Origin of the sequence: Neobacillus niacini (assembly GCF_031457145.1) — a bacterium.
Lineage (GTDB): Bacteria > Bacillota > Bacilli > Bacillales > Cytobacillaceae > Neobacillus > Neobacillus niacini_J.
In genome coordinates, this window is the sequence record NZ_JAVDVZ010000022.1 from 1 (window position 1) to 24,782 (window position 24,782).

The window sequence follows — 24,782 nt, forward strand, 5'->3', positions numbered from 1 at the left end:
GTCACACCCGTTCCCATACCGAACACGGAAGTTAAGCTTCTCAGCGCCGATGGTAGTTGGGACTTTGTCCCTGTGAGAGTAGGACGTTGCCAGGCAATTGAAGCACAACCTGATAAGGGTTGTGCTTTTTTGTTGTCCGAAAGGTAGAAAATCGTGTATCGCGAAACAGCTTGATTCCCTCAAACGAACATTTTCGTAGGTTAAGGTAACCAAAACGACTTTTTGATTCCCTCAACCCAAGATTTCCAAGGGCAAAGGTAACCAAAACCCCCTTCACAAGTTAAAGAATAGCCCCCTTAACAGCAAACAATACTTAATCAAAAAAATCTTTGCCTTTCCTGCTACTAATTTCCTAAAATTGAAATTAACAGGTTTCACACCTGCAAAATATGGAGAAAATCATTAGTAGCAGTTATTTGCAACTACATAAAATTTTCAGTATAATTAAAGTCAAATATAGTCAAAGTCAAAAGGGGGTGGGAAGATGAGAAACATCTCCGATATTATCGAAAAGTATTTGAAGCAAGTTCTAGAAATGAGCGAGCAGGAGCATGTTGAAATAAAGCGCAATGAGATTGCTGATAAATTTCAATGTGTTCCATCACAAATCAATTATGTCATTAATACACGCTTTACCATTGAACGAGGGTATATCGTAGAAAGTAAACGCGGCGGAGGCGGATACATTCGAATCATGAAGGTTCAGTCCCATGATCTAGTTGACTTAATTGATCATTTATTATCACTCTTTGAGAATCGTATCGCACAATCTACGGCAGAAGATGTTATTTATAGACTAGTCCATGAGGAGATAATCACGAAACGAGAAGCAAAAATTATGTTAAGTGTTATTGACCGTTCTGTCCTATATATTGATCTTCCATTCCGAGATGAATTAAGAGCCAGAATGTTGAAAGCTATGTTAACATCATTGAAATATAAGTAATATATACCAGCTAGAGAGGTGAAGTGAAAAATGATTTGCCAGGAATGTAATCAAAGGCCTGCTGCACTACATTTTACAAAAATCATAAACGGTGAAAAAACAGAAGTAAATCTTTGCGAAAAGTGTGCCCAAGAAAAGGGCGAGATGTTCATGTTTACTGGAGGATCTGGTTTTACTTTTAATAACCTATTAGCAGGTCTATTAAATATTGATCCTTCTGTTCAAAAACAGAATCAAAATGCGTTTCATCAAGAAGAAATTCTTCAATGTAATGGGTGTTCAATGACCTTTCCGCAATTTATCAAAGTGGGGCGCTTTGGATGTGCTCATTGTTATGAAACATTTAAAGAGCAGCTTCCACCGGTTTTAAGGAGACTTCATAGCGGGAATTGGTCGCATAGCGGGAAAATACCAAAGAGAATAGGTGGAGGAATTCACCTTAGAAAACAAGTTGAAAATCTCAAAAATGAACTGAAAAATTTAATTCAACAAGAAGAATTTGAAAAAGCTGCTCAGATACGAGATGAAATACGCACTCTCGAAAAAGATATACCGGGCAGTAATAAGGGAGGGGAATAACGTGTCGCTTGAACGCTTTATTAATCAAGCAGTCAGCTCATGGATGAGCGAGGAGGGACCTGATTCAGATATCGTCCTTAGTTCCCGAATCCGTTTAGCCCGAAACTTTGAGAATGTTAAGTTTCCAACATTATTTTCACATGAAGAAGCACAATCCGTTATTTTAAAAATGGAAGAAATACTTCGTGAATCAAATTTCACAAAGTTTGGGCAAATAGAATTACTGAAAATCGATGAATTACAGCCTCTTCAAAAAAGCGTTTTAGTTGAAAAGCACCTGATTAGTCCTAATTTAGCAGAGGATTCGCCATATGGTGCAGTTCTATTAACCGAAAATGAAGAAGTTAGTATTATGATTAATGAAGAAGACCACATTCGTATTCAGTGTTTGTATCCAGGGTTACAATTAGAAGAAGCTTTGGAAGCTGCAAATGAAGTGGATGATTGGCTTGAGAGTTTTATTCAGTTTGGTTTCGATGAGAAGCACGGTTATTTAACAAGCTGCCCTACCAATGTAGGTACTGGTCTTCGAGCTTCTGTCATGATGCATTTGCCAGGGCTTATGTTGACCCAGCAAATTAATCGTATCATTCCGGCAATTAATCAGCTGGGATTAGTGGTTAGAGGGATCTATGGTGAGGGGAGTGAAGCGCTCGGAAATATATTTCAAATCTCCAATCAAATTACTCTAGGAAAATCCGAGGAAGACATTTGCCGTGACCTTAAAGGTGTTGTAAGTCAGTTAATTTCACAAGAAAGGTCCGCTCGTGAAGCATTACGCAAGACTTCGAACATACAATTAGAAGATAGAGTGTTTCGTTCTTATGGCGTGTTATCCAATTGCAGGATTATTGAAACAAAAGAGGCTGCCAAGTGCCTATCTGATGTTCGTTTAGGAATTGATATGGGATACATTGATCATTTGCCTAAGAATATATTAAATGAACTAATGATTTTAACACAGCCTGGTTTCTTACAGCAATATGCAGGCGGGCATTTACGACCCAATGAAAGAGATATAAGACGAGCAGCATTAATCCGAGAAAGACTTAAAATGGAGCAAGATAAAAGGTGAGGAGGAATGGAATATGATGTTCGGCCGTTTTACTGAGAGAGCTCAGAAGGTATTAGCTTTAGCACAAGAGGAAGCAATCAGACTAGGACACAACAATATTGGGACTGAGCATATTTTATTAGGTTTAGTCCGTGAGGGAGAAGGCATTGCAGCCAAAGCACTTTATGGGCTTGGATTAGGCTCTGAGAAAATCCAAAAGGAAGTTGAATCATTAATCGGGAAAGGCCAAGAAGCAACCCAAACGATTCACTATACACCTAGAGCGAAAAAAGTAATAGAACTATCAATGGATGAAGCACGAAAATTAGGACATTCTTACGTTGGAACAGAGCATATCCTCCTCGGTTTAATCCGTGAAGGAGAAGGTGTAGCAGCAAGAGTTCTTAATAACTTGGGAGTAAGCTTAAATAAAGCACGCCAACAGGTACTCCAATTACTAGGAAGTAATGAGTCAGGCGGTCATCAGGGAGGAGCCTCTGTTAGTGCCAATACTCCAACCCTTGACAGTCTTGCTAGAGACCTTACCGCAATTGCTAGAGAAGGAAGTTTGGATCCAGTCATCGGAAGAGGTAAGGAAATACAGCGTGTAATAGAAGTATTAAGCCGCCGTACAAAAAACAACCCGGTTTTAATTGGTGAACCAGGAGTAGGTAAAACGGCTATTGCTGAAGGTCTTGCACAACAAATTGTGAATAATGAAGTTCCAGAAATTCTTCGTGATAAGCGGGTTATGACTCTAGATATGGGAACAGTTGTAGCTGGTACCAAATATCGTGGAGAATTTGAGGATCGTTTGAAAAAGGTAATGGATGAAATCCGCCAAGCCGGTAACATCATTCTTTTTATCGATGAATTACACACATTAATTGGAGCAGGAGGAGCAGAAGGCGCGATTGACGCTTCTAATATCTTAAAGCCATCCCTTGCCCGTGGGGAGCTCCAATGTATCGGTGCAACCACTCTAGATGAATATCGAAAATATATAGAAAAAGATGCTGCATTGGAACGCCGTTTCCAACCAATTCGTGTTGATGAGCCGACAGCTGATGAGTCTATCCGGATTTTAGAGGGTCTTCGTGATCGCTATGAAGCCCATCACCGTGTATCCATTACGGATGAGGCAATCGAGGCAGCGGTAAAGCTATCTGATCGCTATATTTCTGACCGCTTCCTGCCAGATAAAGCAATTGACTTAATTGATGAGGCAGGGTCGAAGGTTCGTTTACGCTCCTATACGACACCGCCAAATTTAAAAGAATTGGAAGTTAAGCTTGATGAAGTCCGCAAAGAAAAGGATTCAGCAGTTCAAAGTCAAGAATTTGAAAAAGCAGCTTCTCTGAGGGATACGGAACAGCGACTCCGTGAACAGCTTGAAGAAACGAAGAAAACATGGAAAGAAAAGCAAGGGAAAGAAAACAGCGAAGTGACTGTTGAGGATATTGCGAGTGTTGTTGCAAGCTGGACTGGGATACCTGTCTCCAAGCTTGCCCAAACAGAAACAGCTAAATTGCTTAATTTAGAGGAAATCCTACATTCTAGGGTGATTGGTCAGGAAGAGGCTGTTAAGGCTGTTGCCAAAGCTGTCCGTCGTGCAAGAGCAGGCTTAAAGGATCCAAAACGTCCAATTGGCTCTTTTGTTTTCCTTGGTCCTACTGGTGTAGGGAAAACCGAATTGGCACGAGCCCTTGCTGAAGCAATGTTTGGTGATGAGGATGCAATGATTCGAATCGATATGTCTGAATACATGGAAAAGCATTCTACTTCTCGTTTGGTTGGTTCTCCTCCAGGATATGTTGGATATGAAGAAGGCGGTCAACTTACGGAAAAGGTAAGAAGAAAGCCATATTCCGTTATCCTGCTTGATGAAATTGAAAAGGCACATCCAGATGTATTTAATATTTTATTACAAGTCTTAGAGGATGGTCGTTTAACGGACTCTAAAGGCAGAACGGTTGATTTCCGTAATACAGTTCTCATCATGACTTCCAATGTCGGAGCAGAGGCATTAAGACGTAATAAGTATGTTGGTTTTAATATTCAAGATGGCGAACAGAATTATAAGGATATGAAGGGCAAGGTAATGGAAGAATTGAAAAAGGCCTTCCGTCCAGAATTTTTAAACCGTATTGATGAAATTATTGTCTTCCATGCCCTAGAGAGAAAGCATTTAGAAGAGATTGTTACATTGCTGTCTGACCAGCTAGTAAAGCGTCTTAAAGAGCAGCATATATCTCTAGAGTTAACGGAAGCTGCAAAGGGTAAAATTTCTGTAGAAGGATACGACCCAGAGTACGGTGCCCGTCCATTACGCAGGGCCATTCAAAAGCATATTGAAGACCGCCTCTCTGAAGAGCTGCTAAGAGGTACAGTTTTAACCGGTCAGCATGTTATAATAGATGTTGATAATGGTGAATTCATAGTTAGAACGGCTGAAAAAACGACTCTAACTAAATAAGCCAGATTAATCACTTTTAAGAACAACTAAAAGGGGTACACGATACTAGTTCGACCGTGTACCTCTTTTTTATTTAGAGTCAGGAGTAGATGGAAATGGCCAAACGGAAAACGAAGTTCATGTGTCAGGAGTGTGGGTATGAATCTCCTAAATGGTTGGGAAAATGCCCTGGGTGCGGAGAATGGAACAAAATGGTGGAGGAAGTGGAGGTAACAGGGGGAAATAGAAGAGGTGCCTTTGCTCATTCTCAAGGAGTATCAACGATTCTCTCTAAACCAACTCCCATTACAGCAATCGAATCCTTATCTGAACCTCGGATTCTTACCGATTTAAATGAGCTTAATCGCGTTTTAGGTGGTGGAGTAGTAAAGGGATCACTAGTTTTAATCGGTGGTGACCCTGGGATTGGTAAATCTACCCTCCTTTTGCAGGTATCATCTCAACTTGCGCATAAAGGTAATCAGGTACTATACATATCTGGAGAGGAATCTTTAAGGCAAACAAAGCTTCGTGCTGAGAGACTAGGGGTACAATCTGAAAATCTTCTCGTTTATTCTGAGACTAATTTAGAAGAAATAAATCGGAACATTGAAAGTACGAATCCAAGCTTTGTTATTATTGACTCCATTCAAACAGTGTTCCATCCTGAAGTAACATCTGCACCAGGCAGCGTTTCACAGGTTCGGGAATGTACCTCAGAGTTAATGAGAATAGGAAAAACGAAAGGTATTGCTATTTTTATTGTTGGCCATGTTACAAAAGAAGGATCGATTGCCGGACCAAGACTACTCGAGCATATGGTAGACACCGTTCTCTACTTTGAAGGGGAAAGGCACCATACGTATCGAATTTTACGTGCCGTAAAGAATCGTTTTGGATCAACCAATGAAATGGGAATTTTTGAAATGAAAGAATATGGACTTGAAGAAGTGGCAAATCCATCCGAAATCTTCCTTGAGGAAAGATCACAAGGAGCGGCTGGCTCTACGGTAGTTGCCTCAATGGAGGGCACCCGTCCAGTACTTGTTGAAATCCAAGCCTTAATTTCCCCGACGAGTTTTGGAAATCCTAGGAGAATGGCGACAGGGATTGACAATAATCGTGTACCTTTGTTAATGGCCGTATTAGAAAAGCGAATGGGAATGCTGCTTCAAAATCAAGACGCATACCTTAAGGTAGCAGGTGGAGTAAAGCTCGATGAACCGGCAATTGACTTAGCGATTTGTGTAAGTATTGCTTCGAGCTTTCGAGACAAAACTACGAGGGCAGCCGATTGTATTATTGGTGAAGTTGGGCTTACTGGGGAAGTAAGAAGGGTTTCCAGAATCGAACAGCGAGTTCAGGAGGCCGCGAAGTTGGGGTTTGAACGGGTTATTTTACCTGCTAATAATTTGGGCGGCTGGCAATGCCCGAAAGGTGTAGAGTTAATTGGTGTATCTACTGTAGCTGAAGCCTTAAAAGCAGCGTTGGGAGTGTAATACATGGAAAATAGAAAGCTGGGTGAACAAACCGTAAGCGAAGTTTTACAGTTTATTGCCCCCGGTACACCTATTCGTGAAGGAATCGATAATGTACTCAGGGCAAATACCGGCGGGCTAATTGTTGTTGGTTACAATGATAAGGTTAAAGGTATTGTGGATGGTGGTTTTCAAATAGATTGTCCCTTTTCGCCGAGTTATCTTTATGAGTTAGCGAAGATGGATGGGGCAATCATTCTTAATGAATTAGGAAATACGATCCTGATTGCGAATGCACAGCTTGTACCAGATTCAAATATTTCTGTTTCGGAAACAGGCATGCGGCACCGTACCGCCGAAAGAGTGGCTAGACAAACAAAGGCACTTGTTATTGCAATTTCCCAAAGGAGAAATGTGATAACCCTTTATCAAGGGAATTTTCGCTATGCACTTAAAGATATTTCTGTGATTCTAACGAAGGCGAACCAGGCTATTCAAATGCTTGAAAAGTACAAATCAGTCCTAGAGAGAAGTATTGCTAACTTGAGTATTTTAGAGTTTGAAGAATCTGTAACGTATAACGATTTTCTTCTCGTACTGCACCGATTTGAAATGGTTCTTAAAATAAAAAATGAACTCATTACCTATTTAAACGAGCTTGGTACGGAGGGCAGGCTTATTCGTCTGCAAATGAATGAAATATTAACAGATTTAGAAGAAGAGACATCCCTGATTATTAAGGATTATGCATTGGATAGGGATATTAAGGCGAGAGATGTCCTCAAACGGATGCAGGTATTAACCAGTAATGGGTCATTAGATGATATTGCCATATTGAAACTAATGGGCTATCAAGGATATATTCCTCTAGATGAAAATAAACATCCCCGCGGGTATCGGATTCTTAACAAAATACCCCGGCTTCCTATGGTAATAATTGAAAATATTATTAATACCTTTAGTGAGTTTTCTAAAATAATTACTGCTTCAGTTGAAAATTTAGACGATGTAGAAGGCATAGGGGAAATCCGGGCAAAAAAAATCAAAGAAGGCTTAAAATTAATTAAAGATCGCTTATATACGGAGCGACAACTATAGACCTTCTATAAAAATACGGTAAATATCCGTTTATTTGACAGAGTTTTTTTCCAGTGCTACCCTTGAAGTGAAAAATTGACTCAATATCATGTGTTAATTTAATTTGCCTTTTTATAAAATAATCAACAAACGAAGGTTTCATTTTAGGGAATATGTTTATAATGAGTAGAGGAGGTGAAGGAATGTTAAAACGTATTGTGCAAGCATGCTTTCTAATAACCGGTGGAACGCTTGGAATATTGTTAATTCCCCTGTTACTAAAATTAATAAATTTTGATGACATTCCAATAATCAGTAACTCATATGCAACGGCTATTATAGGTGCAATTATTTTTTATCTTATTACTTTTTGGGCAGTAGATTATGTACTAGAGTTTATTAAATGGGCAGAAGATTCGCTGGTGAAAATCCCGGTAACGGACGTGATATTTGGCAGTATTGGATTAATCTTTGGCTTGTTAGTAGCTTTTTTAATCGGATTTGCTCTAAATGCAGTACAAGTACCTATATTAAATGCTGTCGCCCCTATTTTGCTGACATTATTATTTGGTTACCTTGGCTTTCAAGTAGGTTTTAAGAAAAGGGATGAGATTTTAAATCTTTTTGGCAGCCGAGGGAAGAAGAAGTCTGGAGAAGAGGATTCTGAAAAAGCAGAAGGCCAATCGCTTAAGATTCTAGATACTAGTGTAATAATTGATGGACGTGTGGCTGATATCTGCCAAACAGGATTTTTGGAAGGAACGATTGTCATTCCTCGTTTTGTACTAGAAGAATTACAACATATTGCTGATTCATCTGATGTCCTCAAGCGTAACCGAGGGAGACGGGGCTTAGATATTCTAAATCGAATTCAAAAGGAACTAGCTATTAAGGTTGAGATTTATGAAGGCGATTTTGATGATATTCAAGAAGTGGATAGCAAGTTGGTGAAATTAGCCAAAATAACGAACGGCATGCTTGTAACCAATGATTTTAATCTCAATAAAGTATGTGAATTACAGAACGTTTCCGTATTGAATATTAATGATTTAGCCAATGCAGTTAAACCAGTTGTACTGCCTGGGGAAGAGTTAGCCGTGCAGGTAATCAAGGATGGAAAAGAATATCACCAAGGTGTAGCCTATCTTGATGATGGAACCATGATTGTAGTTGAAGAGGGCAGAGAATATATCGGAAAAAGAATTGATGTTCTTGTCACGAGTGTTCTTCAAACATCAGCAGGAAGAATGATATTTGCAAAACCAAAGCTACTGGAAAAGGCATTGTAACTAGAAGATAGGAGTTTGACTATGGCTTATCAAGTCATTATCCCGGCAGCAGGTCAGGGGAAGAGGATGGGAGCAGGGAAAAATAAGCTTCTGTTAGAACTAAATAACATACCTATATTCATCCATTCTCTAAAAGTGTTCGATCAAGATGAGTTATGTGAGGGCATTATTTTAGCTATTAGCCCACAAGATGAAGTAGAATTTAAATTATTACTTAAGCAGTATAAGGTGAAAAAGGTGCTGGGTTTAGTTCCTGGTGGAAAAGAACGTCAGGATAGCATTTATAATGCATTGAAAACGGTGAAGACCGATGGAATTATTCTAGTTCATGATGCAGCTCGTCCTTTTATTCTTAAGGAACATATTCACCGATTAGTAGATACAGCACAAAAAACAGGTGCAGCAATCATTGGAGTACCAGCAAAAGATACCATGAAAACAGTACGTGATAATGTGGTAACAGCAACTGTCGAAAGGTCTAGCTTGTGGGCTGTTCAAACCCCACAAGCTTTTCGTTTTTCTATTCTTTTTAAGTCCTATGAACAGGCAGAAAAGGATTCCTTTATTGGTACCGATGATTCAAGTCTGGTAGAGCGAATCCCTCATCCAGTCACAATGATTGAGGGAGATTATGATAATATTAAGCTTACCACCCAGGAAGATTTATTTTTTGCAGAGGCGATAGTAAAGAAAAGACAAGGGAGTTTTTAAATATGTTTCGAATTGGCCAGGGCTTTGATGTACACCAATTAACGGAGGGCCGCCCTCTCATTATCGGCGGTATAACCATCCCCTATGAAAAAGGACTGCTAGGTCACTCGGATGCGGATGTTTTATTACACACAATTTCAGATGCGTGTCTAGGTGCTATTGGGGAAGGTGATATTGGCAGACATTTTCCAGATACGGATCCTGAATTTAAAGATGCAGATTCCGCTAAGCTAATGGAACATGTCTGGCAGCTTGTGAAAGAAAAAGGATACGAGCTTGTTAATGCAGATTGCACCATTATTGCACAGAAGCCGAAAATGGCGCCTTACATTCAGCAGATGAAAGAGCGAATTGCGCAGTTACTAGACGCCGATTCAGAACAAATCAATGTGAAGGCAACAACAACAGAGAAATTAGGCTTTACTGGCCGTGGTGAGGGAATTGCCTCACAAGTTGCAGTTTTATTAAAAAAGGTTAACGTATAGTCTTTATTGCGTAAATACACAGTGGTAAAATAAATCAGATGTAGAAAATCAAGGTATACGGAGGCATAATGATGTCAAATGAAGTTCGTGTAAGGTATGCTCCAAGTCCAACTGGACATTTACATATTGGTAATGCCCGTACAGCATTATTTAATTATTTGTTTGCCCGCAACCAGGGCGGGAAGTTTATTATCCGAATTGAGGATACTGATAAAAAAAGAAATATTGCTGGCGGCGAAGAAAGTCAATTAAAATATCTTAAATGGCTTGGTATGGATTGGGATGAAAGTGTGGATGTCAGCGGTGAGTATGGACCCTACCGACAGTCCGAAAGAAATGATATTTATCAAACTTACTACAATCAATTACTAGAGAATGGCCATGCCTATAAATGTTATTGTACAGAGGCAGAGATTGAAGCGGAGCGGGAAGAGCAAACGGAGAGAGGGGAAACCCCTCATTACTCTGGGAAATGCCGCCACCTAACAGCTGAGGAACGAGCAAAGCTAGAAAGTGAAGGCCGGGAGCCAAGTATAAGAATACTTGTACCGGAAGGAAAGACATATACGTTTGATGATATGGTAAAAGGACCTGTATCCTTTGAATCTGAAGGAATGGGTGATTGGGTCATTATCAAAAAGGATGGGACACCAACCTATAATTTTGCAGTAACCATTGATGATTACTTAATGAAAATATCACATGTCCTACGCGGAGATGATCATATCTCTAATACTCCTAAGCAGTTAATGGTCTATGAGGCATTAGGCTGGGAGCCGCCGATATTTGGCCATATGACACTTATTGTGAACGAAAGCAGAAAGAAATTAAGTAAACGGGATGAATCCATCATTCAATTCATTGAGCAATATGAAGAATTAGGCTATCTGCCAGAAGCCTTATTTAACTTTATCACTTTACTAGGCTGGTCTCCTGAAGGAGAAGAAGAACTCTATTCTAAAGAGGAGTTTATCAAGATATTCGATGCGAATCGTTTATCGAAGTCTCCGGCTTTATTTGATACTCAAAAGCTTACATGGATGAACAACCAATATATGAAAAAGATAGATATTGACCGAGTTTTAGAGGTATCCTTGCCACATCTAGTTAAAGCTGGACGATTAAGCGAGAACTTAACGGAAGAACAACAGCAATGGGCAAAAAGCTTAGTTTCACTTTTACAGGAAAAAATGAGCTTTGGTGCAGAGATTGTTGGAATATCGGATATGTTCTTTAAAGATGAAGCAGAATACGAAGAAGATGCCAAGGAAGTATTGTCAGGAGAAACAGTTCCCGAAGTCTTAAAGGCATTTTCGGACGAACTTGAAAAGCTGGCGAACTTTAAAGCAGACGAAATCAAGGCAGCAATGAAGGCAGTGCAAAAATCCACTGGTCAAAAGGGGAAAAATCTGTTTATGCCGATTCGTGCGGCTGTTTCCGGTCAAACACACGGTCCAGATTTACCTCAAGCCATTGAGCTTTTAGGAAAAGAGAAAGTTTTAAAGAGAATTCAAAAAATTATTGGTTAACATCGGCAGAGAAATGTAATATAGTAAAGAAATAAACATTCTATATGAAAAAGTGTAGAAGAGGAAAAGTAGAATACGATGCTTTAAAGAGATGACCATCATCGGCTGAAAGTGGTCAAAGCCTCTCATATTTGAAAATGCACCTCTGAGTCCCATTTCGAAAAGATGAAAATCTGTGTAGATATGGGCGGAACCTTTCCGTTAACAGGTTGAGTGAGACCAATATAAGCTAGAAGCTTATCGGTCTAATCAGAGTGGAACCACGCCAAAAGCGTCTCTGTCGTTATGACAGGGGCGCTTTTTATTTACTTGGAAAAACAAGGGGATTATTTTACAGATAATGCTTCATTACATTTAAGGGGGAAATGAAAAATGTTCAAAAGGATGAGGGAGGATATTGAGGTTGTTTTTGAACAGGATCCTGCAGCAAGAACTTACTTGGAAGTTATCCTAACGTATTCAGGATTACATGCCATTTGGGGGCACCGAATTGCACATGCATTTTTCAAGCGGAAGTTTTATTTTCTTGCACGGGTCATTTCTCAAATAAGTCGCTTCTTCACAGGTATTGAAATCCATCCAGGTGCAAAAATAGGCAGTAGATTATTTATTGATCACGGAATGGGGATTGTTATTGGGGAGACCTGTGAAATTGGTGATAATGTAACAATATTTCAGGGTGTGACACTTGGGGGAACTGGGAAAGAGAAAGGGAAGCGTCATCCAACCATTAAGGATAATGCGTTGATTGCAACAGGTGCAAAAGTGCTAGGATCGATAATCATTGGCGAAAATTCCAAGATTGGTGCAGGATCGGTTGTTTTAAAGGAGGTTCCACCGAATTCAACTGTTGTTGGGGTACCAGGAAGGGTAGTTATTCAAAATGGCAAGCGGATTGGTAAGGATTTAGATCATTGTAACCTTCCTGATCCTATCGCAGATCGCATTAAAGATTTGCAAATCGAACTAACTGAATTGAGAGAAGAGTTAATTGAATTGAAGAAAGAAAGGAAAAAAGTAAATGACCATACAGCTGTATAATACACTAACCCGCAAAAAAGAAGTATTTGTTCCGCTCGAAGAAGGAAAAGTCAAAATGTATGTTTGTGGTCCGACGGTCTATAATTATATTCATATCGGTAATGCACGTCCGGCAATTGTTTTTGATACTGTCCGCCGTTATTTTGAGTACCGGGGATACGACATCCAATATGTTTCCAACTTTACTGATGTAGATGATAAATTAATCCGTGCTGCCAACCAGCTTGGGGTAGATGTCCCAACCATTGCTGACCGTTTTATTGAAGCGTATTTCGAAGATGTATCAGCATTAGGCTGCAAACATGCGGATATCCATCCGCGTGTAATGGATAATATGGATATAATTATTGACTTTATTGATCAACTTATCCAAAAGGGCTTTGCCTATGAATCAGAAGGCGATGTCTACTTCCGAACAAGAAATTTCGATGACTATGGCAAACTTTCACATCAGTCGATTGATGACCTGCAGGTGGGTGCCAGAATTGAGATTGGTGAGAAGAAACAGGATGATTTGGATTTTGCCTTATGGAAGGCGGCAAAGGAAGGGGAAATCTATTGGGAAAGTCCTTGGGGAATTGGGCGGCCTGGATGGCATATTGAGTGCTCGGCAATGGCAAAGAAATACCTTGGTGAAACAATTGATATTCATGCTGGCGGCCAAGATTTAACCTTCCCGCACCATGAAAATGAAATTGCTCAATCTGAGGCACTTTCTGGAAAAACTTTTGCCCGTTACTGGATGCATAACGGATATATCAATATTGACAATGAAAAAATGTCAAAGTCACTTGGGAACTTTGTTCTTGTCCATGACATTATTAAGAAGCATAATCCTCAAGTATTGCGATTTTTCATGCTATCTGTTCATTACCGCAATCCAATAAACTATAGTGAAGAGCTATTGGAAAGCACAAAGGCAGCCTTTGAACGAATAACTACTTCTTATCAAAATCTAAAGCATCGTAAAGAATCTAGTACAAATTTAACAAATAACAATCAGGAATGGTTAGGGAAGATTGCAGCTTTACAAGATGAGTTTATCAAAGCCATGGATGATGATTTCAACAGTGCGAAAGCCATTTCCGTCTTGTTTGATCTTTCCAAGCTGGCAAATTACTATCTATTAGAAAAAAACACAGCAGTTGAGGTAATTGATACATTCACCAGCCAATTTGATGAACTATTTAATGTCTTAGGTCTGACGCTAGAAACGGCATCGGAAATGTTAGATGAGGAAATTGATGCGTTAATTGAGAAAAGAATCCAAGCGCGCAAAGACCGCGATTTTCAGCTATCAGACCAAATTAGAGACCAATTGAAGGAAATGAATATTATTTTAGAAGATACCCCGCAGGGTACAAGATGGAAAAGAGGCTAATTCATGCTTGATTATCAAGAAAAAGTAAATGCCAATCAATTGAATAGTCTTGCCTTAGCTTATATGGGTGACGCTGTCTATGAGACATATGTCAGATGTCACCTCCTTCAAAGCGGTAAGGTAAAGCCAAACCATCTTCACCGCGAGGGAACAACATATGTTTCCGCAAAGGCACAATGCCAGGTACTATTTCGGATGATGGATGAAAATCTCCTGTCAGAGGAGGAGCTGGCCGTAGTCAAGCGGGGGCGAAATGCCAAATCGGGCACTGTACCAAAAAACACAGATGTCCAAACCTATCATTATAGCACCGCATTTGAAGCCTTAATTGGTTTTTTATATTTAACAGAGAAAACAGAACGATTAGAAGAACTTATCGTAAAGTCCTTTATGTTTGTTGAAGAAAAGAAAGGAGGAACAAGTGAATGAATGAAAATAAGGATTATATCATTGGAAAAAATCCAGTTATGGAGGCGCTTAGATCAGAAAGGGATATCAATAAAATACTGATAGCAGAATCCTCCCAACGTGGTCAAATGCAACCGTTAATTCAATTAGCAAAAGAAGCAAATGTTATTGTTCAATTTGTCCCAAAGAAAAAAATTGACCAAATTTCTGATGAAAATCATCAAGGAGTTCTAGCTTATGTTGCTGCCTATCAATATGCAGAAATCGATGATTTATTTGCAGCTGCAGAAAAGAAGAACGAAACACCATTCTTTTTGTTATTGGATGAAATCGAGGATCCTCATAATCTTGGCTCAATCATGCGAACAGCTGATGCAGTAGGAGCTCATGGGATTATTATACCAAAAAGAAGAGCGGTTGGTTTAACGGCAACAGTGGCAAAAGCCTCAACAGGTGCAATCGAGCATATTCCAGTGGTCCGAATAACAAATATGGCGAGAACCATTGATGAATTAAAGGAACGAGGTATTTGGATTGCTGGCACCGATGCGAGCGGCAAACAAGATTATCGTCAATTTGATGGAACACTTCCACTTGGTCTTGTGATTGGGAGCGAAGGAAAAGGTATGGGGAGGCTAGTCAGAGATAAATGTGACTTCCTCATAAGCCTGCCGATGGCTGGAAAGGTAACATCATTAAATGCGTCTGTTGCAGCAGCTTTATTAATGTATGAGGTATACCGCAGGCGGCATCCTCTCGAGGGATAGAAAATGGATATTTTGCTTGTCGATGGATATAACATCATTGGGGCATGGCCGGAGCTAAGGGTATTAAAGGATCATGATTTGCCAGCAGCCCGGGACCGCTTAGTAGAGAGGATGGCAGAATACCAAGCTTTTTCAGGCTATCGTGTCATCGTTGTATTTGATGCCTATTATGTCCAAGGAATTGAGAAAAAATATAAAAATCATCAAGTAGAGGTTATTTTTACGAAAGAAAATGAAACAGCAGATGAGCGCATTGAAAAAATGGCTATTTCATTAAATAATCGGAGGACCCAAATTCATGTGGCTACCTCCGATTTTACGGAGCAATGGGCAATTTTTGGACAAGGTGCGCTTAGGAAATCTGCTCGTGAATTACTTATAGAAATGTCCTCGGTAGAAAAAGGAATAGAGTTAAAGGTAAAAAAGATACAAGAGAAAAGGCCGGTCTCAAAAATACCGATTAGTAACGAAGTGGCAGAAATTTTTGAAAAATGGCGCAGGGGTAAAAAGTAAGCGTTGACGTTCAAAAGTTACGGGCAGTATAATAATACTATCTATGCTTGTTCGGTGGAGGGGATCTTAATTGGGTACAGACTTCGGAGAAAAAGGCAACGATCTATTTTTTTCAATGGAAGATGAAGAAATGGTTTATCTAGTGCACCAAGGTAATACTGAGGCATTAGACTATTTAATTCACAAGTATCGTAACTTTGTTCGTGCAAAGGCAAGATCCTACTTCTTAATCGGAGCGGATAAGGAAGATATTGTTCAAGAGGGAATGATCGGGCTTTTTAAGGCCATTCGAGACTTTCGCGAGGACAAGCTTACCTCTTTCAAAGCATTCGCTGAATTATGTATCACCCGGCAAATTATTACGGCTATAAAAACAGCAACAAGGCAAAAACATATTCCGTTAAATTCCTATGTATCATTGGACAAACCAATTTATGACGAAGAATCCGACCGCACCTTAATGGATGTTCTGTCAGGAACGAAGGTTCTGGATCCAGAAGAATTAATTATTAACCAAGAAGAATTTGATCATATAGAAGTAAAAATGACAGAATTATTAAGTGATTTAGAACGGAAGGTTCTGGCTCTATACCTTGATGGCCAATCCTATCAAGAGATTTCAGAAGAACTGAATCGTCACGTAAAATCAATTGATAACGCCTTACAGCGTGTGAAGAGGAAATTAGAAAGATATTTAGAGATTAGAGAATTTAGTTTATAAGTTTGAAAACTATGTCATTTATATGAAACTGCTCATAGAAGCTGTTGACAATAAATAGGGGTCGTGTTACATTTTTAAGGATATAATAGATGGATGTTGAAGGTGACACTTTATGAGTAAAAAGGTTATTCTAGCATGTGCTGACTGTGGTTCACGTAATTACTCCACTAATGCTAATCAATTACAATCCGAACGATTAGAATTAAAAAAGTATTGCAAAACATGCGCCTCCCATACAATGCACCGAGAAACAAAATAATTTCAGTCAAACATGCAATGTTATTCCGATAGTTGGAGGGTTACAGATATGCAACGCTTAAAGAAATTCTTCAGTGATATAATCCGTGAAATGAGAAAGGTTAGTTGGCCAAAACGGAAGGAACTAACGCGCTATACGATTACAGTACTCTCAACGGTTGCATTTTTCTCAATTTTCTTTGGTGTCCTAGATTTAGGAATATCAAAATTGATTCGTTTTATTATTGAATAATAAAAGGTATTTCATGGTATAATGGTGAATAATAAAGGAAATTTTCTTGCAAAACCCGTCTAACGGGTTTTTTCATTTGTCTTTATAAAAATATCTTCATAAAAGTACGGGGAGGGATGGACGTTTAGTCCTCTTGAATGGAAAAAAATTGGTATGTTTTACATACTTACTCAGGTTATGAGAATAAGGTTAAAGCGAATTTAGAAAAACGTGTGGAATCAATGGGTATGACAGATAAGATATTTAGAGTTGTTGTTCCCGAAGAAGAAGAAACCGAAATTAAAAATGGGAAAACGAAAGTTGTTAAACGAAAAGTTTTCCCTGGTTATGTCCTTGTTGAAATCGTAATGACGGATGATTCTTGGTATGTAGTACGGAATACTCCTGGTGTAACAGGATTTGTCGGCTCGTCAGGAGCCGGTTCCAAACCGACTCCCCTTCTTCCTGAAGAAGTACAGGTTATTCTAAAAAGAATGGGTGTTGAGGAAAGACGTATTGATGTTAATTATGAAATCGGTGAAACTGTTCGGGTGAAAGAAGGTCCATTTACAAACTTTACAGGAACCGTTGAAGAGATGGATAAGGACAAGGCTAAACTTAAGGTTCTTGTTAATATGTTTGGTCGTGACACCCCGGTAGAACTAGAATTTACACAAATTGAGAAATTGTAATTAGAAAAGCGGAACCGCCTTGCCCAGGGGCGCTGAAGCTAGACATTCTAAGAAAAATGAATAGTAATTAGAAAAAAACTTGAAATCATTTTAAAAAAGTGGTAATATTTCATAGGTCAGTATGTCTCTTGATGAGACGAGACTTTTAATAAGATCTTTATCTTTATATAAAGACAAATGCCTGAGTGGGAGGGTAAAACCCTATTACCACATCACGGACTTTAAGGAGGTGTGTCTCGTGGCTAAAAAAGTAATTAAAGTTGTTAAATTACAAATCCCTGCTGGGAAAGCGAATCCTGCACCACCAGTTGGACCTGCACTAGGTCAAGCCGGTGTTAACATCATGGGATTCTGTAAAGAATTTAACGCTCGTACAGCAGATCAAGCTGGATTGATCATTCCTGTTGAAATCACGGTTTTTGAAGACCGTTCATTTACATTTATTACGAAAACTCCTCCTGCTGCCGTTCTTCTAAAAGTAGCAGCTGGAATTCAATCTGGTTCTGGTGAACCAAACCGTAATAAAGTAGCAACAGTAAAACGTGATACAGTACGCGAGATTGCGGAACAAAAAATGCCTGACCTAAACGCAGCAAGTGTTGAAGCAGCAATGCGCATGGTTGAAGGTACTGCACGCAGCATGGGTATCGTAATCGAAGACTAATCCATGTAAACTGTTTTTGAAATGAAGGGGGTTGCGTTACTTACGCAACCTTTATTCGTGGGAGTTATTAAACAACGTTAAAACCACAATCTAGGAGGAAATAAAAATGGCTAAAAAAGGTAAAAAGTTTTTAGAAGCTGCAAAGCTTGTAGATCGTACAAAAGCTTACCCAGTTGTTGAAGCAATTGAACTTGCTAAGCAAACAAGCTATGCTAAATTTGATGCGACACTTGAAGTTGCTTTCCGTTTAGGCGTAGACCCTAAGAAAGCAGACCAACAAATTCGTGGTGCAGTCGTACTTCCGAATGGAACTGGTAAAACTCAACGCGTTTTAGTATTCGCAAAGGGTGAAAAAGTGAAAGAAGCAGAAGCTGCTGGTGCAGATTATGTAGGTGATGCTGAGTATATCACTAAAATCCAACAAGGTTGGTTTGAATTTGATGTAATCGTAGCAACTCCTGACATGATGGGTGAAGTTGGTAAACTTGGTCGTACATTAGGACCTAAAGGTTTAATGCCAAACCCTAAAACTGGTACTGTAACTTTCGATGTAACTCGAGCTATTAATGAAATTAAAGCAGGTAAAGTTGAATACCGTGTTGATAAAGCTGGTAATATCCATGTTCCAATCGGTAAATCTTCTTTCGAAAACGAAAAACTTGTTGAGAACTTTAAAACAATATTCGAAACAATGTTAAAAGTTAAGCCTGCAGCTGCAAAGGGAACATACATGAAGAACGTAACTGTTACTTCAACAATGGGACCTGGCGTGAAGGTTGATCCTTCATCAGTTACAGTTAAGTAATTTTTTACCAATTGACAAATATAGATATATTTTATATAATCTATTTTGTTGTTTAAATAAAAACATTTGTACTGAAGACAGCAGGTGCTTTGTATAGCTTAATTCCCTGCCGAGGTAATGCGATAGAATTGGCTGATTCATTCGGCTATTGTATGCACCTCCATGTCTTTACTTGATGTGGAGGTTTTACTTTGCCTGGTATAAATGTAGAGAATCTACAGGAGGTGTAAAGATGAGCAGCGTAATCGAACAAAAGATTCAAATCGTTGACGAAATTACTGCAAAGTTAAAAGCTAGTAAATCAACAATCGTTGTTGACTACCGTGGACTTACTGTTGCTGAATTAACAGAACTTCGTAAACAGCTTCGCGAAGCTGGCATCGATTTTAAAGTTTATAAAAACTCTATGACTCGCCGTGCAGCAGATGCTGCTGAGCTTTCAGAGTTAAATGCAGCATTAACAGGACCGAACGCAATCGCGTTCAGTAATGAAGATGTTGTAGCACCTGCAAAAATCCTTAACGATTTTGCAAAAAAACATGAAGCGCTAGAAATTAAAGCTGGTGTAATCGAAGGAAATATCGCTACAGTTGAAGAGGTTAAAGCACTTGCTGAACTACCTTCACGCGAAGGTTTGCTTTCTATGCTACTCAGCGTTCTACAAGCTCCAATCCGCAACCTTGCTCTTGTTACAAAGGCAGTTGCAGAACAAAAAGAAGAACAAGGCGCGTAAGCTAAAACTTATCGCTTAACAAATAACGGATTGAAAACTAAGGAGGAAAATTAAAATGACTAAAGAACAAATCATTGAAGCAGTTAAATCTATGACTGTTTTAGAACTTAACGACCTAGTAAAAGCAATCGAAGAAGAATTCGGCGTAACTGCAGCTGCACCAGTAGCAGCAGGCGGCGCAGCTGTTGCAGCTGTTGAAGAGCAAACTGAATTTGATGTAATCCTAGCTAGCCCTGGAGATCAAAAAATTAAAGTTATCAAAGCAGTACGTGAAATCACTGGTCTTGGTCTTAAAGAAGCAAAAGACCTTGTTGACAACACACCTAAAGCTGTTAAAGAAGGCGTTTCTAAAGAAGAAGCTGAAGAAGTTAAAGCTAAGCTTGCTGAAGTTGGAGCAAACGTTGAAGTTAAGTAATAACCTTATAGAAAAGCTCGCTGTATAAGCGGGCTTTTTTTCGACAGTTTTTTTCCTCAGGTAACCTCATTAATTACACTCCTCGGAGGTGAACTTATTGTCTGAACATTACTATTCTCGTACCCAAAAGGTTGAAAGTGAACCGAAATATTGGGACTTTACCTTAAGAAATAAGTTATTTCGTTTTAAAACAGATAACGGAGTTTTTTCAAAGAAGGAAGTAGATTTTGGTTCCCGCTTATTAATAGAAGTATTTGAATTGCCAAACGTGGAAGGACCTGTTTTAGATGTAGGCTGTGGATACGGCCCAATTGGTCTTTCAATTGCAAACAATTATCCAGAGCGTAATGTACATATGATCGATGTGAACGAACGGGCGATTGAGCTGGCAAAGGCAAATGCTGAGCAAAATGCGGTACAAAATGTTGAGATTTATGAAAGTGACACTTTGAAAAGTGTAAAAGAATTTAACTTTGCTGCTATTTTAACAAACCCGCCTATTAGAGCAGGTAAAAAGACAGTTCACGATATTTTTGATCAAAGTTATGAGCATCTAGTCACCAGTGGTGAGCTTTGGGTAGTGATTCAGAAGAAACAAGGTGCGCCTTCAGCAATTGAAAAATTAAAAGAACGTTTTACCACAGTAGAAACTATTGACAAAGCTAAAGGTTATTTTATTATTAAGGCTGTAAAATAGTTGACTTGAATTTGTCAAGTGTGTTAGCATTATAAAATGCCATCATAATAATTTCCGATTTATTCCTGAAAATACTTATTTTATTAGTATAAAACGGGTTTAAGACGGAAAAGATGACAAAATAATAGTCTAAATGTGAAATTGTGGTTTTTTTAGATATAAAAACCCTTTTTCTTTTTTTGTCTGATGGGGAACTTTTTGGTTCCTGCATAAGACCAAAATATATGTTTAATAAAAACGCTTGATTTGAGGGGTGAATCAGTTGACAGGTCAACTAGTTCAGTATGGACGACACCGCCAACGAAGAAGTTACGCACGAATCAGTGAAGTTTTAGAATTACCAAATCTAATTGAAATCCAAACCTCTTCCTATCAATGGTTTCTTGATGAGGGTTTGCGTGAAATGTTCCAGGATATTTCACCGATTGAAGACTTTACTGGTAACCTATCACTAGAATTTATTGATTACAGCCTTGGCGAACCGAAGTATGTTGTTGCGGAATCGAAAGAGCGGGATGTTACATATTCTGCACCATTGCGTGTTAAAGTACGTCTTGTAAACAAAGAAACAGGCGAAGTAAAAGACCAAGATGTTTTTATGGGTGATTTCCCACTCATGACTGAAACGGGGACGTTTGTCATTAATGGGGCAGAACGTGTTATCGTTTCACAGTTAGTACGTTCTCCGAGCGTATATTTTAGTGGAAAACTTGATAAAAACGGTAAAAAAGGATTTACAGCTACAGTCATTCCGAACCGCGGCGCTTGGCTTGAATATGAAACAGACGCCAAAGATGTCGTCTATGTCAGAATAGATCGTACTCGGAAACTGCCCGTTACGGTTCTTTTGCGTGCACTAGGGTTCGGCTCTGATCAAGAAATCATTGAATTGATTGGGGATAATGAGTACATTCGAAATACTCTTGAAAAGGACAACACTGAGGGAGTAGAAAAAGCGCTTCTTGAAATCTATGAGCGTCTCCGTCCAGGTGAGCCTCCGACCGTAGAAAATGCAAAGAGTCTATTGGTTTCAAGATTCTTTGATCCTAAGAGATATGACCTTGCAAATGTAGGTCGATATAAAATTAATAAAAAGCTTCATATTAAAAACCGTTTATTTAATCAACGTTTAGCTGAATCACTCGTTGATTCTGAAACAGGCGAGATTATTGCAGAAAAAGGTACGCTTCTAGATCGTAGAAACCTTGATCGGATCATTCCTGCTCTCGAAAAGGATGTTAACTTCAAGGGCTTTAATCCAGCTGGCGGTGTTGTATCAGAAGAAATCATTCTTCAAGGAATAAAAATCTATGCACCAAATGACGATGGAGAAAAAGTAATCAACGTCCTAGGAAATGCCTATGTTCCAGAACCTATTAAGAATATTACGCCTGCAGATATCATTGCTTCTATCAGTTATTTCTTTAACTTATTACATGGTGTTGGCGACACGGATGATATTGACCATTTAGGAAATAGACGTCTTCGTTCTGTTGGTGAATTGCTTCAAAATCAGTTCCGAATTGGTTTGTCTCGGATGGAACGTGTGGTACGTGAGAGAATGTCGATTCAAGATACTGCTACAATCACACCACAGCAGTTAATCAATATTCGTCCTGTAATTGCATCAATAAAAGAATTCTTCGGAAGCTCTCAGTTATCGCAATTCATGGATCAAACGAATCCGCTTGCTGAATTAACACATAAGCGTCGTTTATCTGCATTAGGACCAGGTGGATTAACACGTGAACGTGCAGGATTTGAAGTGCGTGATGTTCACTACTCCCACTACGGTCGTATGTGTCCAATTGAAACGCCAGAGGGACCAAACATTGGTCTAATCAACTCATTATCATCATTTGCAAAGGTTAATCGTTTTGGCTTCATTGAAACTCCATATCGCCGAATTGATCCTGATACTGGAAGGGTTACAAGTCGAATCGATTACTTAACAGCAGATGAAGAAGATAACTATGTTGTGGCACAGGCGAATTCACTTCTTGGTGATGACGGTACATTCTTAGATGAAGATGTTGTTGCACGTTTCCGTGGTGAAAACACGGTTGTAAAACGCGACCGTATCGACTATATGGATGTATCACCTAAACAGGTTGTTTCGGCAGCAACAGCATGTATTCCGTTCCTTGAAAATGATGACTCTAACCGTGCGTTGATGGGTGCGAACATGCAACGTCAAGCTGTTCCTTTATTACAGCCTGAAGCACCACGTGTAGGTACTGGAATGGAGTATGTATCTGGTAAAGACTCTGGAGCTGCGGTTATTTGTAAGCAAGAAGGTATCGTGGAGCATGTCGAGGCGCGTGAGGTTTGGGTTCGTCGAATCAATACAGTTGATGGTCAAGAAGTAAAAGGTGACCTTGATAAATATAAAATGTTGAAATTCATTCGTTCTAATCAGGGAACATGCTATAATCAACGCCCAATTGTTGCAGTGGGTGACCATGTAACAAAAGGTGAGATTCTTGCTGATGGTCCTTCGATGGAACTAGGTGAACTAGCTCTAGGTCGTAACGTTTTAGTTGGCTTCGTTAACTGGGATGGCTATAACTATGAAGATGCGATCATTATGAGCGAACGACTTGTAAAAGATGATGTTTATACATCTATTCATATTGAAGAATATGAGTCAGAATCACGTGATACAAAGCTTGGCCCAGAAGAAATTACCCGTGACATTCCAAATGTAGGGGAAGATGCTCTTCGTAATTTGGATGAGCGTGGAATTATTCGTACTGGTGCAGAGGTAAAAGATGGTGACTTGCTGGTTGGTAAAGTAACTCCGAAGGGTGTTACAGAACTTACTGCTGAAGAAAGGCTTTTGCATGCAATCTTCGGAGAAAAAGCACGTGAAGTTCGTGATACTTCCTTAAGAGTTCCACATGGCGGCGGTGGTATTGTCCTTGATGTTAAAGTGTTTAACCGCGAAGATGGCGATGAATTGCCTCCAGGTGTGAATCAGCTTGTACGTGTTTATATTGTTCAGAAGCGTAAGATTCATGAAGGGGATAAAATGGCAGGACGCCATGGTAATAAAGGGGTTATTTCTCGGATATTACCAGAAGAGGATATGCCTTATTTACCAGATGGTACCCCAATTGATATTATGTTAAATCCTTTAGGGGTTCCTTCACGTATGAACATCGGTCAGGTGCTTGAGCTTCATTTAGGAATGGCAGCTAGAGCCCTTGGTATTCATGTTGCATCACCAGTATTTGACGGTGCAACTGAAGATGATGTTTGGAGCACGATTGAAGAAGCCGGAATGGCTAGTGATGCAAAAACTGTATTATACGATGGCCGTTCAGGAGAACCATTTGATAACCGTGTGTCTGTTGGTGTCATGTACATGATTAAGCTTGCACATATGGTTGATGATAAACTCCATGCTCGTTCAACGGGACCATACTCACTTGTAACCCAGCAGCCACTTGGCGGTAAAGCTCAGTTTGGTGGACAGCGTTTTGGTGAGATGGAGGTTTGGGCATTAGAGGCATACGGTGCCGCCTACACTCTTCAAGAAATTCTGACAGTAAAATCAGATGATGTTGTGGGTCGTGTGAAAACGTATGAAGCAATTGTAAAAGGTGAAAATGTACCGGAACCAGGTGTTCCTGAATCATTCAAAGTATTAATAAAAGAACTTCAGAGTCTTGGTATGGATGTAAAAATCCTTTCCGGTGATGAAAAAGAAATAGAAATGCGTGATACGGAAGATGATGATGAGTTACAGCAAGTTGACACATTAAACGTACCGGAAGCACAAGCATTTGAATCTGAAAAGGTCGGTTCAAAGGAATAAGACTTAACTGAAGCACATAAGTGTGCTTCAGTTAATGACTGTCTAGATAGAAA

Annotated in this window: 25 protein-coding genes, 1 rRNA gene and 2 other annotated features; all 26 genes read left to right on the forward strand. The window is 39.4% G+C overall.

Annotated features, from left to right (window positions below; translation table 11 throughout):
- Positions 1–95 (forward strand): 5S ribosomal RNA (rrf, locus tag J2Y03_RS27285); the annotation flags it as partial.
- 389 nt (positions 96–484) lie between these two features.
- The gene (locus J2Y03_RS27290) at positions 485–946 is read left to right on the forward strand and encodes a CtsR family transcriptional regulator (protein WP_132096442.1); all 462 of its coding nucleotides are present in this window, start codon (positions 485–487) and stop codon (positions 944–946) included.
- Between the two features lie 30 nt (positions 947–976).
- Entirely contained in the window at positions 977–1,525 is a 549-nt protein-coding gene (locus J2Y03_RS27295; RefSeq protein ID WP_310200254.1) for a UvrB/UvrC motif-containing protein, read from the forward strand.
- Position 1,526: 1 nt separating this feature from the next.
- The gene (locus J2Y03_RS27300) at positions 1,527–2,600 is read left to right on the forward strand and encodes a protein arginine kinase (RefSeq protein WP_132096446.1); all 1,074 of its coding nucleotides are present in this window, start codon (positions 1,527–1,529) and stop codon (positions 2,598–2,600) included.
- 13 nt (positions 2,601–2,613) lie between these two features.
- Complete coding sequence (gene clpC / locus J2Y03_RS27305; protein WP_132096448.1) at positions 2,614–5,055, forward strand: ATP-dependent protease ATP-binding subunit ClpC; 2,442 nt, start codon at positions 2,614–2,616, stop codon at positions 5,053–5,055.
- Positions 5,056–5,150: 95 nt separating this feature from the next.
- The gene (radA, locus tag J2Y03_RS27310) at positions 5,151–6,533 is read left to right on the forward strand and encodes a DNA repair protein RadA (protein WP_132096450.1); all 1,383 of its coding nucleotides are present in this window, start codon (positions 5,151–5,153) and stop codon (positions 6,531–6,533) included.
- Positions 6,534–6,536: 3 nt separating this feature from the next.
- A complete protein-coding gene (gene disA, locus J2Y03_RS27315; RefSeq protein ID WP_132096452.1) occupies positions 6,537–7,610 on the forward strand; it encodes a DNA integrity scanning diadenylate cyclase DisA in 1,074 nt (357 codons plus the stop codon).
- Between the two features lie 182 nt (positions 7,611–7,792).
- Positions 7,793–8,878 carry a PIN/TRAM domain-containing protein gene (locus J2Y03_RS27320; RefSeq protein ID WP_310200258.1) on the forward strand — a complete coding sequence of 362 codons (1,086 nt, stop codon included), beginning with the start codon at positions 7,793–7,795 and terminating at the stop codon, positions 8,876–8,878.
- Between the two features lie 21 nt (positions 8,879–8,899).
- Positions 8,900–9,589 carry a 2-C-methyl-D-erythritol 4-phosphate cytidylyltransferase gene (gene ispD / locus J2Y03_RS27325; protein WP_310200260.1) on the forward strand — a complete coding sequence of 230 codons (690 nt, stop codon included), beginning with the start codon at positions 8,900–8,902 and terminating at the stop codon, positions 9,587–9,589.
- A gap of 2 nt (positions 9,590–9,591) precedes the next feature.
- Entirely contained in the window at positions 9,592–10,074 is a 483-nt protein-coding gene (gene ispF, locus J2Y03_RS27330; protein ID WP_310200262.1) for a 2-C-methyl-D-erythritol 2,4-cyclodiphosphate synthase, read from the forward strand.
- Between the two features lie 71 nt (positions 10,075–10,145).
- Positions 10,146–11,603 (forward strand): glutamate--tRNA ligase, encoded by a 1,458-nt coding sequence (gltX, locus tag J2Y03_RS27335; RefSeq protein ID WP_310200264.1) that lies wholly within the window; start codon positions 10,146–10,148, stop codon positions 11,601–11,603.
- 46 nt (positions 11,604–11,649) lie between these two features.
- Positions 11,650–11,885, forward strand: a binding site (T-box leader).
- Positions 11,886–11,975: 90 nt separating this feature from the next.
- Positions 11,976–12,644, forward strand: a complete 669-nt coding sequence (gene cysE / locus J2Y03_RS27340; protein ID WP_310200265.1) for a serine O-acetyltransferase — start codon at positions 11,976–11,978, stop codon at positions 12,642–12,644.
- Entirely contained in the window at positions 12,625–14,025 is a 1,401-nt protein-coding gene (gene cysS, locus J2Y03_RS27345) for a cysteine--tRNA ligase (protein ID WP_310200266.1), read from the forward strand. The genes cysE and cysS overlap by 20 nt, the downstream gene beginning before the upstream one ends.
- Positions 14,026–14,028: 3 nt before the next feature.
- A complete protein-coding gene (locus J2Y03_RS27350) occupies positions 14,029–14,454 on the forward strand; it encodes a Mini-ribonuclease 3 (protein ID WP_310200268.1) in 426 nt (141 codons plus the stop codon).
- Entirely contained in the window at positions 14,451–15,200 is a 750-nt protein-coding gene (rlmB, locus tag J2Y03_RS27355; RefSeq protein WP_132096468.1) for a 23S rRNA (guanosine(2251)-2'-O)-methyltransferase RlmB, read from the forward strand. The genes J2Y03_RS27350 and rlmB overlap by 4 nt, the downstream gene beginning before the upstream one ends.
- A gap of 3 nt (positions 15,201–15,203) precedes the next feature.
- Entirely contained in the window at positions 15,204–15,713 is a 510-nt protein-coding gene (locus J2Y03_RS27360; RefSeq protein ID WP_132096471.1) for an NYN domain-containing protein, read from the forward strand.
- Between the two features lie 115 nt (positions 15,714–15,828).
- Complete coding sequence (sigH, locus tag J2Y03_RS27365) at positions 15,829–16,434, forward strand: RNA polymerase sporulation sigma factor SigH (protein WP_132096576.1); 606 nt, start codon at positions 15,829–15,831, stop codon at positions 16,432–16,434.
- Positions 16,435–16,546: 112 nt separating this feature from the next.
- Positions 16,547–16,693, forward strand: coding sequence for a 50S ribosomal protein L33 (gene rpmG / locus J2Y03_RS27370; RefSeq protein WP_132096473.1), 147 nt, complete (start codon positions 16,547–16,549; stop codon positions 16,691–16,693).
- A gap of 48 nt (positions 16,694–16,741) precedes the next feature.
- Positions 16,742–16,924, forward strand: coding sequence for a preprotein translocase subunit SecE (secE, locus tag J2Y03_RS27375; protein WP_132096475.1), 183 nt, complete (start codon positions 16,742–16,744; stop codon positions 16,922–16,924).
- Between the two features lie 137 nt (positions 16,925–17,061).
- Positions 17,062–17,595, forward strand: coding sequence for a transcription termination/antitermination protein NusG (gene nusG / locus J2Y03_RS27380; RefSeq protein ID WP_132096477.1), 534 nt, complete (start codon positions 17,062–17,064; stop codon positions 17,593–17,595).
- Positions 17,596–17,833: 238 nt separating this feature from the next.
- Positions 17,834–18,259, forward strand: coding sequence for a 50S ribosomal protein L11 (gene rplK, locus J2Y03_RS27385; protein ID WP_007085303.1), 426 nt, complete (start codon positions 17,834–17,836; stop codon positions 18,257–18,259).
- 106 nt (positions 18,260–18,365) lie between these two features.
- Positions 18,366–19,064 (forward strand): 50S ribosomal protein L1, encoded by a 699-nt coding sequence (rplA, locus tag J2Y03_RS27390; RefSeq protein ID WP_132096479.1) that lies wholly within the window; start codon positions 18,366–18,368, stop codon positions 19,062–19,064.
- 53 nt (positions 19,065–19,117) lie between these two features.
- Positions 19,118–19,263 (forward strand) — a sequence feature (ribosomal protein L10 leader region).
- 33 nt (positions 19,264–19,296) lie between these two features.
- Positions 19,297–19,797: a 50S ribosomal protein L10 gene (gene rplJ / locus J2Y03_RS27395; protein ID WP_132096481.1), complete on the forward strand. Its 501-nt coding sequence runs from the start codon at positions 19,297–19,299 to the stop codon at positions 19,795–19,797.
- Between the two features lie 55 nt (positions 19,798–19,852).
- Positions 19,853–20,212 (forward strand): 50S ribosomal protein L7/L12, encoded by a 360-nt coding sequence (gene rplL / locus J2Y03_RS27400; RefSeq protein WP_132096483.1) that lies wholly within the window; start codon positions 19,853–19,855, stop codon positions 20,210–20,212.
- A gap of 97 nt (positions 20,213–20,309) precedes the next feature.
- Positions 20,310–20,909 carry a class I SAM-dependent methyltransferase gene (locus J2Y03_RS27405; protein WP_310200272.1) on the forward strand — a complete coding sequence of 200 codons (600 nt, stop codon included), beginning with the start codon at positions 20,310–20,312 and terminating at the stop codon, positions 20,907–20,909.
- Between the two features lie 262 nt (positions 20,910–21,171).
- Positions 21,172–24,729: a DNA-directed RNA polymerase subunit beta gene (gene rpoB, locus J2Y03_RS27410; RefSeq protein WP_132096487.1), complete on the forward strand. Its 3,558-nt coding sequence runs from the start codon at positions 21,172–21,174 to the stop codon at positions 24,727–24,729.
- Positions 24,730–24,782: the final 53 nt, after the last annotated feature.